Raw genomic sequence first — 16,790 nt, 5'->3', positions numbered from 1 at the left:
ACTATCGTTTTCCGGCCTTGTTCCCTCGTCCGGGCGCACACACCGCTTGACCTACTCCTGGCCTGTATCTACATTGTATCATCAATGCCGGAGTCCGAACATGAAGGTGGCCTTTCAGAAGTGGGGCAACAGCCTGGCGCTGCGCGTGCCAAAAGCATTCGCTGATGAAATCGGCGCCAGCGACGGCAAGGCCGCCGAAATGACCGTAAGCGACGGTAGACTTGTGATTGAGATCGCGCGGTCGGCCCGGCGCAAGCGTCGCTACACACTCGACAAGCTGGTTGCCGGCATAACGCCGGACAACCGTCATGAAGAGGTTGATTGGGGGCAATCCGTTGGCAACGAAGTCTGGTAACTACTGTCCGGAGGCCGGCGATTTCATCTGGATCGATCTTGACCCCACGGCCGGCCACGAACAAAGTGGTCGACGGCCAGCAATCGTATTATCACCGCACAACTACAATGCTGCAGCCGGCCTTTGCGTGATCTGCCCAATCACCAGCCGCGTACGCGACTATCCTTTCGAGGCCAAGCTGCCCGACGGCGCCAGCTTCCGCGGCGTCGTGCTGGCTGACCAGCCCCGCAGCATCTCGTGGGAGAAACGACCGATCCAGCATGCCGGACGAGCACCTGACGTCGTGCTCACCGAAGTGCGCGAGCGCTTGGCTGCGTTGCTCGGAATCGACTGAACTGCTTCTTCATCTCCGACGGGGACGGCTTTGGACGCTTCCTCTTGGCGGAAGAAGCAGCCATAGAATCTACACATACCAGCTCGATACCCTTGACTGCGATTCAACACGATAATCCGGGATAGCCGAACTTTCTTGAGTCGAGCTGCGTTGCGGGAAGGTCGATAGAGGAACCTATGGCAAAGAAAGCGAAGAAGGAGACATCACGCGGTCGCAAGCAGGACCGCGCGCGAGTCGCCGGCGGCCAGCGGCATGAGGTTAGCTACGAGTCGAAGAAGACGGGCCGATCGTCGTCCGCAGTCAAGAAAGCGGTGAAGAAGGTCGGCAACGGCCGACGGAAAGTAGAGCGGCGGCTCGCGCGTTAGCGCCGCCAGGAGGAGATGGACTCTTGCCCAAGGAAAATGACTTGGAGGGGATCCAAGACCGAGGAGGCAAACACGGTGGCCAGGCGGGCATGCCCAAGTCGCCTCCGCGCCCCAGGACGAACGACAAGGACCAAGATGTCGTCCGAAAAGATGAGGACGGCGAGAACAAACGCGAGGAGCCGGAGAGGTGACCGGCCAACTCGCATAGGTCGGCCGGTCCCGCCTCTCAAACGACAGGAACGCCATAATATTCGTTCACCATGCGTCCGGCGGCCGGATCACTCCAGTTCCACGCATTCTCATCACGATACTTTGGAGCCCCGCGAAGCTGGTCTTCGGTGATCCCAGTAACGTAGCCGCCTTAGAGCGCGTGCTATTGTGTCGGCACACAGGAGGGAGACGCGATGTCGACGTCAAGGAAGCCACTAAAGCCCGATGATTTTCCAGTGCATGCCGAAGGCAAAACGATCAAGAAGCAGGACGGCACGCCGATCGCGACGACGGAAGATTCACCTGTCGCTGATGACGTGGCCGAGCGCCTCAATGAGGACGAAGCCCGCCGCGAAGAAGATAAGTGGGCCTGATCTTCCGTCGTCGATGGACGACGGGCGGCTGTCCCTGTCGGAAACCTAATCCGGCTGGTATGTGAGGCCGAATCGCGCAATGCTTCTGTCTCATGAGAGAAGCTTACAGCCTGGTCTGGTCCGTGCTGGTCATATTGTTCCGGTCGCGGGTCTCGTTGGAAGCCGAGATCCTGATCCTTCGTCATCAACTTAACATCCAGCGACGGCATGCGCCGAAGAGAGTGGCCTTCAGTGCCATGGATCGCCTGATTTTTGTTGGGCTGTATCGTTTGGTGCCAAATACCATCAAGGCGCTGACGATAGTGAAGCCGGATACCGTCATCCGTTGGCACCGTGCCGGTTTCAGAGCGTATTGGCGCTGGAAATCGCAGCACCGCGGCGGTCGACCAACTGCACCGTTGGAAATTCGCCGGCTGATCCGCGAGATGAGCATCGTCAACCCGCTGTGGGGAGCGCCGAGAATCCATGGTGAGCTTCTCAAGCTCGGCATCGAGATCGGTCAGACCAGCGTCGCCAAGTATATGGCGCGGAGGAGGGGCCCTCCCTCGCAGGGATGGAAGACGTTTCTTCGCAACCATGCGGATGGCATTGTCGCAATGGACCTCTTCGTCGTGCCGACAATCTCATTCCGACTGCTCTACGGTTTGCTGATCATGGGCCATGGCCGGCGGCAGATCCTGTGGTGCGGGGTAACCGCGCATCCAACTGCCGAATGGATCGCCAATCAACTGACGGAGGCGTGTGGCTGGGAGCAAATCCCTCGTTACCTGATCAGGGACCGCGATGGTGCCTACGCCGAGATATTCACACGCCGGGTTAGATCCATCGGTATCCGAGATCGCCCGACGTCTCCTCGTTCACCCTGGCAAAACGCTTATGCAGAACGGCTGATCGGCTCGATCCGCAGGGAATGCATGGATCATATCGTGGTGTTTGGCGAACGCCATCTGCGCCACGTGCTGCTCTCGTACATGAGCTACTACAATGGCACGCGACCCCATCTGTCATTGAACAAGGACGCGCCGATATCACGCGCCGCCGAGACAGGCGGACGCATTATCTGTCGCCCGATTTTGGGTGGGTTGCACCACCAATATGCCCGGATTGATTTGCGATAAGGACAGGACTTTGCTGCGATTACTCCGCCGTGTGAAGTGTTTTCGCTGACCACCGGTCGTGCCAGAAAGTCTCGTCGCTCTGCACCGCTATCGCTCAAATGCGTCAATCTGGTTGTCGCTTTCGACCATCTCCAGATCGCATTCTGAACGTCTGGTTCTGGCCCCATTTGAGACGTGCCGACCGGCTCTGAAAACGTCTTTAATTGGGAAGAGCGGAAGGCATCGATCCTCGGTCGAACCGTCGCAACAGCGGCCGTTCGGGGCTTCGTTTAGAGGTATCCATGAAAGGCCATTGTTGTGCTACCCTTAGCTCGAAGTTGCTAGTGAGCCTGGAGTATGACGCGGCGACGATAGTTGGTCTCTGAGGCGCGATCCGCCTTCCAACAAGCCAAACAGTAGCCGGCGAGAAGGACATGCTTTTCTCTTTTGAAGACTATGTTTTGGATACAGATCGCCGCGAATTGCGCCGGGGAAGTGCCGTAGTCGCCGTCCAGCCCCAGGTCTTTGATCTTCTGGAATACCTCATCAGCAACCGCGAGCGCGTCGTCACGAAGGACGATATGCTTGATGCCATTTGGGGCGGCCGCATCGTGTCGGAGTCGGCGCTGACAACCCGGATCAATGCGGCGCGCACCGCGCTTGGCGACAACGGGGAAGAGCAGCGACTGATCCGCACTCTGCCCCGCAAGGGGATTCGCTTCGTGGGCGTGGTGCGAGAAGCGCGCGACTCTCCCGACACGAATGCTGTTCCCGCTACTGAGAACGGCCTCAAACAGCCCGTTGTGGCTCGCCAGGAACGACCAGTTATCGACGACGCGCGTCGTCAGCTCACAGTCGCATCATGCGAGCTATTGCACGGGGCCGACATCGCCCGAATGGATCCCGAGGATCTGCGCGACATCATGCAGGCCTACCATCGCTGCGTCGTTGCGACGAGCCGACGGCACCACGGATTCGTCGCAGCCCGCTCTCTCGCGAACCCGGTCCTAGTCTGTTTTGGTTTTCCTGTCGCGCACGAGGATGACGCCGAGCGAGCAGTGCGGTGCGGGTTGGAACTAACCGCAGAAGTCAAAGCGCTGGCATCATCGCTTCCCTTGCAGGCCCGGGTTGGGATTGCAACCGGCGTCGTTGTGGTCAGCAGCCTGGAGGGCTCGGGAGGGGCTCAAGAGTACAACGTTGTCGGCGAGACGTCGAATCTGGCGGCGCGCCTGCAAAGTATCGCGGAGCCCGACAGTGTGATCATCGCCGACAGCACGCGAAGGCTTCTCGGCAATCTCTTTGAGTTGCAGCACCTGGAATCAAGACGCCTGAAGGGCGTCACCCAACCGCTGCTAGCCTGGCTTGCCATTCGAGCAAATCCCGTGGAGAACCGGTTCGAAGCGCTGCGTGCGACAGGCTTGACGCCCTTGGTGGGCAGGGACGAGGAAATGGACCTTTTGCAGCGCCGCTGGGCCAAGGCAAAGGCCGGCGCGGGCCAGGTCGTGCTGATCTCCGGCGAGGCCGGTATCGGCAAATCGCGGCTCACGGCTGAGCTGCTGGAGCGTGTCGTTGCCGAGCCGCACACGCGCCTGCGCTACTTCAGCTCGCCGCAACACTCCGATAGCGCGCTTTATCCGATCATCAGCCAGATCGAGCGCGCCGCCGGGTTTACCCACGAAGACACAACGCAAACAAAACTCGACAAGCTTGATACCCTGCTCGCTCATAGCCTGACTCCAGCCCATGATGCGGCACTTTTCGCCGAGATGTTGTCATTGCCAAATGATGGCCGCTATCCCACGCTGGAAATGGCCGCGCCACAACGCCGCGAAGAAACCTTCAGAGCGCTCATTTCGCAGGCAGAGGCCCTGACACGGCATAATCCGGTGCTGATGATCTTCGAAGATGCACATTGGACCGATCCCACTAGCCTGGAGGCGATTAGTCGGACAGTCGACCACATCGCGAAGCTTCGTGTCCTGCTAGTTGTGACATTTCGACCGGAGTTTGATGCGCCTTGGATTGGACGGCCGCACGTGACACTTATCACGATCAATCGGTTGGCGCCGCATGACGTCGAGGCCATGATAGACCGTGTTGTTGGTAACAAGTTGCTGACGGCAGGCAATCGGGAGGAAATCATTGAGCGTACCGATGGCATCCCACTCTTCGTTGAGGAGATGACGAAGGCTGTGCTCGAGGCGGACGATGAGAAAGCGCGAGAGCAAACAATTGCTACGGTCCCTACGCCGGGGCTGGCGGTTCCCGCAAGCTTGCATGCGTCCCTGATGGCGCGGCTCGACCGGCTAGGTCCGGCGATGCTGACAGCGCAAACTGGCGCAGCAATCGGGCGCGAGTTTTCACATGCTTTGTTGGCCGCGGTGCTCCAGGAACCAGAGGCCGTGCTGAGTGGCTCACTTGATCGCCTTATTCAAGCCGGATTGTTGTTTCGCCAGGGAGTTCCGCCACACGCGACCTATTTTTTCAAGCATGCGCTGGTGCGGGATGTGGCCTATGGAACGCTGTTGCGCGAGCCGCGGCGGGCGCTTCATGCTCGCATCGCCGAAGCCTTCGAGAGCCAATTCGCGGAAATTGCCGAAAACCGGCCAGAGGTGCTGGCTCGTCACTACGCGGAGGCGGGGCTTATCGAAAAGGCCGTCCGCCAATGGGGCAAGGCGGGGCAGCGCTCGCTAGAGCGATCGGCTCTCATTGAAGCTGCGGGCCAACTCAGGCGTGCGCTCACCCAGATTACGGTCTTGCCTGCTACACCGATGTTGCGGCGGGAGGAAATCAGGCTACAAGTCGCGCTAATAAATGCCCTTGTCCATGTCAATGGATTTGCTTCGGCGGAAACCAAGGCAGCCGTGGAGCGGGCTCACTTGCTCATCGGACAAGCTGAGGCGCACGGCGAACCTGCCCAAGATCCTCTGGTACTCTTTTCGATCATGTATGCCGCCATGGTCCCGAGCTTCGTAACGTTTAACGGCGACGCTCTGCGCGAAGCTGTCGCGCAGTTGCTTGCGCTGGCCGAGAAGCAGGGGCAAACGGCGTCACTCACGATCGCGCATCGCACGACCGGTGTTTGCCTGCTGTGCACTGGAGACTTGGGGCAAGGCCGTGCACATCTCGATCGCGCGATTGCAGTCTATGATCCCGTTGCGCATCCCCCGCTTGCCACACGTTTTGGTCAAGACAGTCGAGTAGCAGCTTTATCCTATCGAGCGATAGCGTTATGGCTGCTTGGCTATCCCGACGCCGCGATCGCAGACGCAAACGAAGCGCTTTCCGACGCGCGCGCGATGGGGCACGCTGCCACATTGATCTATGCACTGAGCCTCACAAGTTTTAGCCACCTGCTCTGCGGAAACTATGCCCCAGCGAGCGCGCAACTAGGTGAAGCTGTCGCGCTCGCTGAAGAGAAGGGAGCCTTATTCTGGAAAACGACGGCAACCGTACTCGGCGGTTGCGTATCAGCGGCGACAGGCAATGCCTCGGACGCGATCGACATCATTGGCTCTGCAGTAAGTGCATTTCGATCGACCGGGGCAACAATTTGGATGCCTTCTTACTTGTCGTATTTGGCCAGCGCGTACGCGGAACTTGGCCGGTTTGAAGAGGCTTGGCGCTGCACTGACGAAGCAATGGCTATAATCGGAACGAGCAAGGAAACCTGGTTTGAGGCCGAGACCAATCGGTTGGCCGGCAAAACAGCGCTGCGATCGCCACATAGTGATCCGGAAAAGGCGGCGACCTACTTTAACCGGGCGTTAACGGTTGCGCGCATGCAGCAGGCGAAATCTCTGGAACTGCGTGCCGCGACCAGCATGGCGAGGCTTCTTCGCAATCGGGATAGGACTCGCGCGGCTCGTACCCTTCTCTTGCCAGTCTACGAGTGGTTCAGCGAAGGTTTCGATACAGCCGATCTGAACGACGCCAAGGCTTTGCTCGGCGAGCTCGGGGAATGACTCGAGCAGTCTAGTCTGCTGGGTGGCCGGCCGACGTGCCGCGAAGCGCGAATAAAGCCCATCTTAAGAGAATGATAAGCCGACCTTAAAGCGAGATCGCCGTCACCGTGCGATCTTTAGTCCGGTCGCCACCATTGCGGCCCTACCCGGAATTACAGGATCGCGCGCGCCACCTCACTTAGCCACGGTCTTGGGCTCTCGGGCTGACCAAAGTGCAAGAGTGAAAAAAGGATGATCGACGAACAGCTTCGATAAAACCAAGAGGAGACCGCAATGCCCAACTGCTCCGAAAGTCGTAGACATAGCAGAGCCACGCGATGCGCCGTCTGCGATGGCAAGTTTGGTCTTGTCCGGTACTACTCGTGGCGAACCCCCCTTTGTTCCAAGAAATGTGTCTATCGCTTCAGAGCTCGCCGCGAAAGTGACTGCAACTGGATGGGTTGGCTCCAAATCGCCTTCGACCAACTAGCAGAGAACCGCGCGAGGGCATTATGACGTTCCGGATCTCGCAACGAGGCAAGGAATATTTAGAGACAGCACGGACTTTGCTCCGCACCGCCCAAAGCATGACCGACCGAACCATTGCGGCTCAGCTTGAGGCTCTTGCCGACGATTACCAGCAGCGAGCTGAGAAAGCGTCGCGGGTTGATGCGGCCAAAGCATTGGCCCGCGCGGCTGCTAGAGCTGATTGCGAGTAGCGTAAATGACCTGATGGGCAGCTGCATGGCCCACTCGGCAGTGGCCAGCCGTGGCGCAGCTGCAGATTCGAGATTTGTTGCACATATCGATCAGGTGCCGCCTTACCAACGTCAAACGCGATCTCGATTTGTGGCGCGCCAGTCGGCGACAAAAGTCGACCGCTCGGCAACCTTGGGCGTGACTCAAACATTCTATGCTGCGAGACGCGGGAATGAAGCCCATGTTAAGAAAATGATAAGGCGACCTTAAAGCGGGGATCGCCGTGCCCGTGCGATCTTTAGTCAAGCCGCCAACATTCCGGTCTCTAACCTGACTCCACCAAGCCGGTCTTGGCTCGCGGCAAAAATGAAAGCGAGCGGAAGAAGCGGTTAGGAAAGGGCACAGTAAATGTGCAGATTCACTACCCGAGATGGCGCCGAGATTTACTACAAGGATTGGGGCACCGGTCGAGCCATCGTGTTTAGTCATGGTTGGCCGCTCAGTTCAGACGCTTTCGAAGACCAGATGCTTTTCCTTGCGCAACGGGGTTTCCGCTGCATCGCGCACGATCGCCGCGGCCATGGACGTTCCAGTCAACCCTGGAACGGCAACGATATGGATCATTATGCCGACGATCTGGCAGAACTGCTGACGCAGCTCGACCTGACGGACGCCATCCTCGTTGGGCATTCCGCGGGCGGGGGCGAGATCGCACGCTACATCGGACGCTATGGGACGAAGCGCGTTGCCAAAGCCGCGCTGGTTGGCGCAGTACCACCCGTTGTGTTGAAATCCGCGAACAATCCCGGTGGTACACCAATCGAAGTATTTGATCAGCTTCGTGCCCGCGTTCGCGCTGACCGGTCTCAGCTATGGAGGGATCTCAGCATCCCATTCTATAGCTACAACCATCCGGGTGCAAAGATTTCGGAAGGCGTGCGGGAGTCGTTTTGGTTGCAGGCGATGATGACGGGGATGCCGGCAAGCTATTTTGGAATCAAGGCGTTTTCCGAGACTGACATGACTGAAGATCTGAAGAAGATCGATGTGCCCACTCTGATCCTCCACGGAGACGACGATCAGATTGTGCCGGTCGGTGGTTCGGCGATGCTATCGGCTAAGATTATCAAGAAGGCGACGCTCGAGTTAATCCCCGCCGCGCCGCACGGTATGTGCACGACGCACAAGCAGCAGATAAACGATTGCTTACTTACCTTCATCAAAGCGTGATAGGGAGGTCACCATGCGCGAGTGCCCGATCCACCAGCTTTCGATCGATCGGTCTAGCTCGGCCGCTGGGAGCGTTTCGATCAGCAACCCCTCGATCAATATGCTCGCGGCGAGCGGCAACGGACGACGCCCACTACTTCAAGCAGAAGTCGTCCCGCGAGCATTTTCCTTCGGGCCCTTCCGCATTATTCCGCACGCTCGCCTAGTGGAACGTGATGGCTCACCAATGCCCCTTGGTAGTCGTGCTTTTGATCTTCTTTGTGTTTTGCTCAGTCGCGCTGGCGAAGTCGTGAGCAAGGGGGAGCTCATGGCCAAAGTCTGGCCCGGTCTAACGGTCGAGCAGGGCAGCCTCCGGTTCAATATCTCTCAGCTGCGGCGTGCCCTAGGTGATGGTCAGGGGGGTGAGCGCTATGTGACCAACGTCCACGGGCGAGGCTACTGCTTCGTTGCGCCGGTTAATCGCGCGGCGTCTCCTCACTTTTATGGTTGAGGAGATCTGTCATGCCACTGGATCAACGGTTTGTCTGGCCGGAGAAAAGTGAAAGCGGTTTGAGAAACCAAGTGCCGTCGCAGACCTTGGCGGAATTCGCGCGCAGCTATAATGCGCAAGCCCCCGCGATCATCGATGCGATCACGGCGGTGGTCTTGAATGCGCAGGCCGGGTTAAACTGGCTGCGCGCTGAACCGCGGGATCTCGAAGGAGTCCGGCAGGCGCTCGACAAGATCGCTACCGACAGTCAGCGAGCAGCTGAGCTTGTCGTTCGACTTCGAGCGCTTATGAATGAAGGTGCCAGCGGATGAAGCTTCTGATTCCTTGAGCTGATAGCTCCGAGTGGCCGGATGTCGCCTTTTAGTCCGTAGGCGACCCGGTTCGCTAAAGCCCCCTCACGTCCACTTTCAGATGGATTGTGTTGAAAAATTCAGTTTGCGCTGAAGTAAAGCTTCGGCCACGTTCGCCTGGTGGGATTCAACGCGCCCGAAACGCTCACGCCGTTTCGGCTCGCCCCATTTGATCGAAATTTGTATACATTGTCTCGCATGATCGATGATTAGACGTAGGTCGTTAAGACCGAATGAGTTCGACGACAAAAAATCGACGCGACTTTGTTCGTCGTGACTAATCGCGACAACGCTCCACGGTGGCCGATGGTACGCGAGGCAGGTCAACCGCATCCGCGAACGGATCGGCTTGTGATCAACCGAGGGCTGTTTCCTCGGGCGTGGACTTTTGCGCGCAAGGCTGTCGGCACGCGCCCGCCAGACACAAGGCTGGAAAATTTCATGTCGGCGATCAGGCGATCGCGGTCCGCTCGCATCCATGTCTGTCTATGCCTGTCTTCGGGTGTTCACGCGGCGCGGCACTTACACCGGCGTCGCGGCGAAGACCGGAATCGTGAAGCGCGTCATCATCACCGACGGCGGCGACTTCACCAATTTTGAATTGAAGTCCGGCCAAGGCGTCACCTATCCACCGGAGTTTCGAGGGAGGCCATGATGGGCCGCAAGATCGTCGTCACCTTCGATGAGCACGAGCCGAGCAGATCGAAATGCTGGCCAAGCTGCGCAAGATCAGCCCGGCCGAACAGATCAAACGTATGTGCCGCTTTGATCGAACTGGGAGAACTCAGAAATGCGCCAGTTGCCTGTGCACCGGCGTCCCACGGCTCGGCCAGTTGCGCGCGCTCGCATTGCGCATGGTCCAGCTTGGCAATAACCGGGCGGTGGCAAAGTTCGATGGTTTGTTGGGCTAGGCCGGGTACATGCGCGGCCTCGTCTCCCTTGCGGTACTACGGCGCCTAGGGTTTGCAGTATTTTCGGAGGTCGGTAAGGTGGGCGGCATCCACGACTTCCATGAGGTGAATCAGCGCTGCATTTGCATCCCGACTCTCCTCCACCGTCAGGGACGATTGCGCGATCAAATCGTCTAGATTGTCAGAATGCGACTCGACCTGCGAGAGCCGCTCCAGCGCGTTGAGACGGTCTCGGTCCAAGCCACTGTGGCGATCGCAAAGCGTTTTGCCTTTGTATCGAGACTCGATACTGGGTCGTCGATAACGACGATAAGGTCCTTGACCTTTCGATCGTCCGCTTCGAGCGTCGATAGGAAATAGCAAAGGGCAATTGCTGTCTTCTCCCCTTCACTCGGAGTGCCCGTCACCAGCGCTCCATGCCGATGTAGCTCATCGTCGGCATCGGAGAACGAGGAATCCTGTTTTACAGCCCTGATACAAGCCAAATGGGCTTTCGCCGATTGGACGACATGAACGGTTGCATAAATGCGCCCACGGCTTGGCTCGGGGCGGAGGTCGTCGGCTCCCACGCGCGAGCCGGACATCGTGCGGTAGCTGGGCTGACGAAAGAACGGATGCCGCTGGCGACTAAGCCCGGCGCGAAACTCGACACGCTGAAGAGGTTTCGCATCCTAATCCGCCACGAACGACGATCTGAAGGGGCTCGCACTTGATCCGTCCGACGGGATCAAGCGCAGCAAATCGAAAGAAATCCGCGCGCCTGGACCGACGCCGAAATGGTCGCTTATGAAAAGCGCTGGCCCGTGGGGACGAAGCAGCGCGCAGCCTACGAGTTCATGCTGAACGTCAGCACGGCCGCCGTCTTATTGCAGCCGGTTGTCGACAACACCTCCGCGTCGCGAAGAGCAATTCAGCGGGCAAGCCGTTCCCGCGAGACCAGGAGAAAGTTGATGACCACAGCAGTGAACACCGTCGTCGTGGGCGGAGGACAGGCGGGTCTAGCCGTCAGCTACTATCTGAACAGACGATCCCAGGACCATGTCGTCCTCGAACAGGCCGATCGGCCGGGCAACGCATGGCGCAGCCATCGCTGGGATTCGTTTACGCTGAATACACCGCGCTGGCAGTCGCGTTTGCCCGGCGTGCAATACGCGGAAGACGATCCCGATGGATTCATGTCCCGCAATGAAGTCGTGGCGTATTTTGAAGAGTTCGCGCGACGCCTGCCCGTGCACTATGGCATGCGCGTCAAGCGGATCGAACGCGACCGAGAAAGCGGTGAATATCTCGTTCGGGTCCAGGATCGCGAGCCGATCCGGGCGCGCAATGTCATCGTGGCCATGGGCCTCTATCAAACGCCGAAGATCCCCGCTCCAAGCCGCGATTTTCCATCCCGCATCAGGCAGCTTCATTCCGACGCCTACCGCAATCCAGACCAGCTCATATCCGGCGCTGTGCTGGTGGTTGGAAGCGCACAATCGGGTGCCCAGATCGCCGAAGAGCTCTATGAATCGGGGCGGAAGGTCTACCTCGCGGTCGGCCGCGCCGGCCGGACGCCGCGGCGTTACCGCGGGAAAGATGCAAACTGGTGGTTCGCTCGGCTCGGCCACTACGATCGCAAGGTAAGCGAACTGCCGTCGCAAGAGGCCAAATTCGGCGGCAAGCCGCACATATCGGTGACCAAGGGCGGCCATACGCTCAATCTGCATCAATTTGCACGTGATGGCGTCGTGCTGCTCGGCCGCCTCCGCAGCGTCGACGATGGCGTCATCAAGCTCGCGCCGGACCTGCACGACAATCTGGCCTCAGCCGACCGGGCCGAAGCGGATTTTGTGACCGCCGTGGATGACTACGTCGCCAGGACGGGAATGGTGGTGCCGGAAGAAGAACTGCCGGTTCTGCGCGACGGATTCGAGCAGCCGTTGCTATCCGAACTCGATCTGAGGGTTGCCGGCATTACCAACGTGATCTGGGCGACAGGTTATGGCTTCGACTTCTCGATGATCAAACTGCCGGTCACCGACGGCGACGGGTATCCTCGTCAGACGCGTGGTGTCACGGCCTATCCGGGATTGTTCTTTGTCGGCCTTCCGTGGCTTCACACCGCGAAGTCGGGCCTGATCTACGGTGTGGGCGAGGACGCCGCCTACATCGCCGAGCAGATCGCGACCAGAGTGAATACGACCACAGACGCAACGGCGTTGGCGCAATGCGCGCCGCCCTGCGTGAATTCGCTTCCAACGCTGAAAAGAACAAGACGTCGGCTGATCAGCGCGTTCTGGTCATCGGTCTTCGCATTCGTGATCGGAGGCTTTGCGGTGCATGCCGCCTCCATCGCCGCTTCTTCTACCGGCCCTTACGCGGTCGAAGCAGAGGCCGAGCCGAGCGAAGTGACGAGTTCGTCGAGATAGTGATTTTCCCACCCCTCATTTGCCAACGGAGTGCATGATGCAATTGAAGCTTTTCATTACAGCCGCGATGGCCGTGTTTTTCGATATTTCAATAGCTCTGGTGGCTGCGGCCGCCCAATCCGGCGCGCCAGAACCACCGCATGTCGAGTTCATGACCGTCCCCGCCGGTCAACTTCATCTTGGCATGACGGAGCAGGACGTGATCCGCATCATGGGCGAACCAGCCCGAGTTGCAGGTTACGATGCCGGCGGGATCAACAACCGAAAGCTTGAGTTCTTCGGAGCGATTTCCAGCACGGTCACGCTTTCGGACGGGAAAGTCTCACACGTCAAGCTGGACGTCTTTCGAGTCGAAAAGGACGACCTTCCCGCGATCAGCCGCAAGGCATGGCCGGGCATGGCGAGCGGCTCCGTCCGACGCTCACTCGGCGAACCTAGCCGCATCTGCCATTACACCTTTTTTGGCATCAAGCTGGATCAATGGGCGTACGATACTCTTGGCGAACCGGAAGTGAGCGTATTCTTCGCCGCCGACCGGGTTATCGCCAAGACGCTCGGACGACGCATTCCGCAAGACATCTTTCAGGTTCGCTTACCTGCGATGCCTCAGCCACGTGATTGGGCCGAGGAGCCACGGGCGGGCATGGCGATTGCCGATGTCCAGGCGCTTTATGGCGAAACGAAGCTGCATGTTGATTATGTCTTTAACGGCCAGTCTGCGTCGCGAGTCATCTTCGAGACGCGCGCAAAGGGATCGTTCACCGGCTTCACCTTTGTAGATAATCGATTGGTCGAGTTCGAAAACTTGGGACGCCTGCCTGACGAGGTGTTTCGAGGTTTGTAGCCATAGCTAACGTCATTTAAAGCCGACGTTGATCAGCGAGACCAGAACGTCGACGTTGCGCCCGAAGCTCCCGTCAGGAAGAGGGGCAGAGTGGGTCCGCTCTGCCTCTTAGTTCAGACGTTCATTTGGTGAATGTAGAGTCTGAGGCGTGATTGGTCGTAAATGCTACTCACCCGCCCGTGCGCCAAGTGCGACGTCGACCGGCGGCCGTAGTGTTCGCCAACAAGAAAAGTCGGGTTCACTTTGACCTTCGCACCTGAACGTCCGGAGGAGCGCACGCGCAATGTCGCCTATTGGCCCTAATGCGAAGTCCGCGTGGATTCTGAAATGGTCTGCTTATCGGGGTAGACCGGAAGTGACTGGTCGCGCTTCCAAGCGGCGCTCTTGACTCAATGTATGGTCCGGCCGTTAGCCGAACTGGGATAGCGCGTCGTCCAAATAAGTCAGCTTGCGGACCTTGTCCAAGAAGCGTTGAACCGCTTCGAGATCGGAGTTACTCTTCCAAAAGAGAACAAATGTTCGCCTATTGAACAATAATTATGGGGGGATTGCGATGATCTGCAAGTTCACGGCGCTTGCGGTTTTTGGGGCGGGCATGTGGTTCGCTGGCGCTGCACCTGCGGCGGCCCAGCAGGGAGACTTCAACGCGCCTGACCTCGTCCTCGTCAACGGAAAGGTCCTGACGCTGGACGAACGATCGACCGTGACTGAGGCGGTCGCCGTCAGTAACGGAAAGATTCTCGCGACCGGAAGCAGCGCATCGATTAAGTCGCTTGCCAGCGCTCGGACCCGCGTGCTCGATGTGTCCGGCAAGACTGTAATTCCCGGATTAATCGATACGCACGCTCACTTCAAGGCGGCTGGTCTTGCCGACTATGTCGTCAACATGAGCCGAGCGAAGACGGTGGCGGAAGCGCTCGAGGCGATCGGGGCATTCGCGGCCAGGAAGAAGCCGGGCGAGTGGATCGTGGGTGGCCCATGGCATCCGCCGTCGCAACTCGCCGAGAAGCGCTATCTGACCAAGCAGGAGATCGATAGCGTCGCTCCAAACAATCCGGTCTACCTGCGCACCGTCGGGCATTTCTCGATGGCGAACACCATGGCTCTGCAAAAGGTAGGCGTGGACAAGACCGCCCTGGATCCGAGCGGCGGATCCTTCGAACGCGACGCTGCCGGTGAATTGACCGGCGTCCTAGTAGAGACGGCGATCGATCGGGTCGAGAAAGCCGTGCCGCCGTGGACGGAAGACGATGAAATGCGGCAGTTCACAATTGCCGAAGGCGTGCTGAACAGCTTCGGAATCACGAGCGCGGTGGAAGGCGCAACGGAAGCCCGCGATGTCCGCACGCTGCAGAAGATCGCCGCGTCCGGACAAGCGACTTTGCGCGTTGGCGTGATGTTCCGGCCAGAGCCGCCTGCCGATCTGACCGCGTGGGAAGCGATCATATCAGGTAACGGGGCTTCTTCAGGCTTTGGCGACGATTGGCTTAAATTCGCCGGGATCAAGATCTTCTACGATGGTGGTATGACGCTGAAGACAGCGCTAATGCGCGACGTCTATCCCGATTCACATGACAACTACCACGGCATCGCGCAGCAGACACCTGAACGGCTGAAGCAACTCGTCTCGATCTGCAATCGCTACGGCTGGCGTGTCGGTGTGCACGTCGTCGGCGATCTCGGTATCGACCAGGTGCTCGACGCGCTTGAGTCAGCCGACAAGGAAAAATCCATTCGGGATCGTCGTTTCGTCCTCATCCATGCCAGTCTGATCAGGCCAGAGCAGATGGAGCGTGCACACAGGCTCGGGGTCCGCATCGATTTCCAGAATGTCTTCATGTGGGACAAGGCCGCGACCGTCGAGCGGTTTCTGGGGCGCGCGACCGCTGACCGCGCCATCCCAACCAGGACGTTGATTGCGAAAATGGGTATCGACAGTCTCGGCGCCGGAACGGACTTCCCCGTCAATCCGATCAACCCTTTCCTCAACATGTACATCATGGTGACCAGGAAGGATCCGAATGGAAGCGTCTACGGCGCTTCGGAAGCCATTAGTCGCGAACAGGCCCTGCGCCTCTACACCAGTGCGGCCTCGCACTACACCTTCGAAGAAGCGCGGAAGGGGACGATCGAGCCCGGAAAACTTGCCGACCTCGTGGTGCTTTCCGCCAACTACATGGCCGTACCGGAAGCACAGATCAAGGACATCAAGGCCGACATGACGCTTATCGGCGGCAAGGTCGTCTTTGAGCGCTGAGCCGGTAACGGCAAGACATCGAGCGGATGCGGGCACACTCCCGGTCGATCAAGCGACGGCGTTCGCGTTGACCATCAATCTCAAGACCGTCAATGCGCTCGGGCTGACCATTGACATCGTCTTGCTTGCCCGCACGAGGTCTGCTTTGTGGCCCTAATGCGACGTCCGCGTGGGTTCTGAAATGGTCTGCTTATCGGGGTAGACCGGAAGTGACTGGTCGCGCTTCCAAGCGGCGCTTTTGACCCGGAAGCGAAGTGGTGCTTGAAGGGGTAGCATTGGAGAAGATTTAGGCAGGGCGCATCTCAATCGAAAAGCCCGAACATCGAAAAAAAGAGGTGAGGGAGCGACTTATGTCTGACAAATATGCCGTGGTCGGCAATCCGATCGACCACACCAAATCGCCGCTGATCCATTTCAGCTTCGCCAAAGAGACCGGGCAGAATATCGATTACGTCGCGATTGAGGCTCCTATCGGCGACTTCAACGAAGTGGTGGACAAGTTTCGGCGCGAAGGCGGCTTAGGCCTCAACATCACCGCGCCGTTCAAGCTGGATGCGTTCGCGTATTGCACCGATCTTAAGGAGCGCGCCCGGCTCGCTGGTGCGGTAAACGCGATGAAGTTCGAGGTGGATCGGGTGACTGGAGAAAACTTCGACGGCGTCGGCCTTACCAACGATATCACACGTAATCTCGGCCGCTCGATGAAGGGGCGCCGGGTGGCGCTGCTCGGCGCGGGTGGCGCTCAACACCGGTTTCAATGGTCGGCTTCGGCACCGGCGCGAATAAGGGCGAGTTGGTTGCCCGGCCATTGCAGGGCGTCGCCCTCGCGGGCCGCGGCGACGCGCTCCGGCTCATAGACGCCGGAAGAACATCGAGGGCGCGCCAGCCCGCATCTCGGCAGCCAATTTAGCCGCGGTCT

Annotated in this window: 16 protein-coding genes and 1 pseudogene; 15 read left to right on the top strand and 2 right to left on the bottom strand. The window is 58.9% G+C overall.

The genetic code is table 11. From position 1 onward, the window contains the following. Nucleotides 1-100 precede the first annotated feature (100 nt). From AC5ZG1_RS37305 to AC5ZG1_RS37295, 3 genes are all read left to right on the top strand, one after another. A complete protein-coding gene (locus AC5ZG1_RS37305) occupies nucleotides 101-355 on the top strand; it encodes an AbrB/MazE/SpoVT family DNA-binding domain-containing protein (protein ID WP_456646033.1) in 255 nt (84 codons plus the stop codon). Then, a complete protein-coding gene (gene mazF / locus AC5ZG1_RS37300) occupies nucleotides 336-689 on the top strand; it encodes an endoribonuclease MazF (protein WP_456646032.1) in 354 nt (117 codons plus the stop codon). Before AC5ZG1_RS37305 ends, mazF begins: the two co-directional genes overlap by 20 nt. 176 nt (nucleotides 690-865) lie before the next feature. Next, nucleotides 866-1,054, top strand: coding sequence for a DUF3606 domain-containing protein (locus AC5ZG1_RS37295; RefSeq protein ID WP_456646031.1), 189 nt, complete (start codon nucleotides 866-868; stop codon nucleotides 1,052-1,054). Between the two features lie 226 nt (nucleotides 1,055-1,280). Here the strand turns inward: AC5ZG1_RS37295 and AC5ZG1_RS37290 are convergent. Continuing rightward, nucleotides 1,281-1,415, bottom strand: a pseudogene (locus AC5ZG1_RS37290) (PRC-barrel domain-containing protein); the annotation flags it as partial. A 43-nt stretch (nucleotides 1,416-1,458) separates the two neighbouring features. On the opposite strand from AC5ZG1_RS37290, the gene AC5ZG1_RS37285 reads away from it, so the two are divergent. The 8 genes from AC5ZG1_RS37285 to AC5ZG1_RS37250 all read left to right on the top strand — a co-directional run bounded on the left by AC5ZG1_RS37285 (nucleotide 1,459) and on the right by AC5ZG1_RS37250 (nucleotide 10,359). After that, nucleotides 1,459-1,638: a hypothetical protein gene (locus tag AC5ZG1_RS37285; RefSeq protein ID WP_464349967.1), complete on the top strand. Its 180-nt coding sequence runs from the start codon at nucleotides 1,459-1,461 to the stop codon at nucleotides 1,636-1,638. Nucleotides 1,639-1,793: 155 nt separating this feature from the next. Then, entirely contained in the window at nucleotides 1,794-2,756 is a 963-nt protein-coding gene (locus tag AC5ZG1_RS37280) for an integrase core domain-containing protein (RefSeq protein WP_496135876.1), read from the top strand. A 413-nt stretch (nucleotides 2,757-3,169) separates the two neighbouring features. Then, entirely contained in the window at nucleotides 3,170-6,700 is a 3,531-nt protein-coding gene (locus AC5ZG1_RS37275; protein WP_496135875.1) for an ATP-binding protein, read from the top strand. A 1,086-nt stretch (nucleotides 6,701-7,786) separates the two neighbouring features. Then, a complete protein-coding gene (locus AC5ZG1_RS37270) occupies nucleotides 7,787-8,608 on the top strand; it encodes an alpha/beta fold hydrolase (RefSeq protein WP_496135874.1) in 822 nt (273 codons plus the stop codon). Nucleotides 8,609-8,621: 13 nt separating this feature from the next. Beyond that, a complete protein-coding gene (locus AC5ZG1_RS37265; protein ID WP_496135873.1) occupies nucleotides 8,622-9,098 on the top strand; it encodes a winged helix-turn-helix domain-containing protein in 477 nt (158 codons plus the stop codon). Between the two features lie 11 nt (nucleotides 9,099-9,109). Further along, nucleotides 9,110-9,409: a hypothetical protein gene (locus AC5ZG1_RS37260; protein WP_496135872.1), complete on the top strand. Its 300-nt coding sequence runs from the start codon at nucleotides 9,110-9,112 to the stop codon at nucleotides 9,407-9,409. A 517-nt stretch (nucleotides 9,410-9,926) separates the two neighbouring features. Continuing rightward, a complete protein-coding gene (locus AC5ZG1_RS37255) occupies nucleotides 9,927-10,103 on the top strand; it encodes a hypothetical protein (protein WP_496135871.1) in 177 nt (58 codons plus the stop codon). 52 nt (nucleotides 10,104-10,155) lie between these two features. Next, nucleotides 10,156-10,359, top strand: a complete 204-nt coding sequence (locus AC5ZG1_RS37250; RefSeq protein ID WP_496135870.1) for a hypothetical protein — start codon at nucleotides 10,156-10,158, stop codon at nucleotides 10,357-10,359. A 173-nt stretch (nucleotides 10,360-10,532) separates the two neighbouring features. Here the strand turns inward: AC5ZG1_RS37250 and AC5ZG1_RS37245 are convergent, their stop codons facing one another. Next, a complete protein-coding gene (locus AC5ZG1_RS37245) occupies nucleotides 10,533-10,943 on the bottom strand; it encodes an AAA family ATPase (RefSeq protein ID WP_496135869.1) in 411 nt (136 codons plus the stop codon). 366 nt (nucleotides 10,944-11,309) lie between these two features. Between AC5ZG1_RS37245 and AC5ZG1_RS37240 the strand changes: the two genes are divergently transcribed. From AC5ZG1_RS37240 to AC5ZG1_RS37225, 4 genes are all read left to right on the top strand, one after another. Next, on the top strand, nucleotides 11,310-12,770 hold the full coding sequence (locus AC5ZG1_RS37240; protein WP_496135868.1) for a flavin-containing monooxygenase: 1,461 nt from the start codon (nucleotides 11,310-11,312) through the stop codon (nucleotides 12,768-12,770). A gap of 37 nt (nucleotides 12,771-12,807) precedes the next feature. Next, nucleotides 12,808-13,614, top strand: coding sequence for a hypothetical protein (locus AC5ZG1_RS37235; protein WP_496135867.1), 807 nt, complete (start codon nucleotides 12,808-12,810; stop codon nucleotides 13,612-13,614). A 553-nt stretch (nucleotides 13,615-14,167) separates the two neighbouring features. Beyond that, entirely contained in the window at nucleotides 14,168-15,871 is a 1,704-nt protein-coding gene (locus tag AC5ZG1_RS37230; protein ID WP_496135866.1) for an amidohydrolase, read from the top strand. A gap of 368 nt (nucleotides 15,872-16,239) precedes the next feature. Further along, complete coding sequence (locus tag AC5ZG1_RS37225) at nucleotides 16,240-16,728, top strand: hypothetical protein (protein ID WP_455998977.1); 489 nt, start codon at nucleotides 16,240-16,242, stop codon at nucleotides 16,726-16,728. Nucleotides 16,729-16,790: the final 62 nt, after the last annotated feature.

It is taken from the genome of Bradyrhizobium sp. Leo78 (genome assembly GCF_059512425.1).
This window is presented reverse-complemented; position numbering and strand designations above follow the sequence as displayed.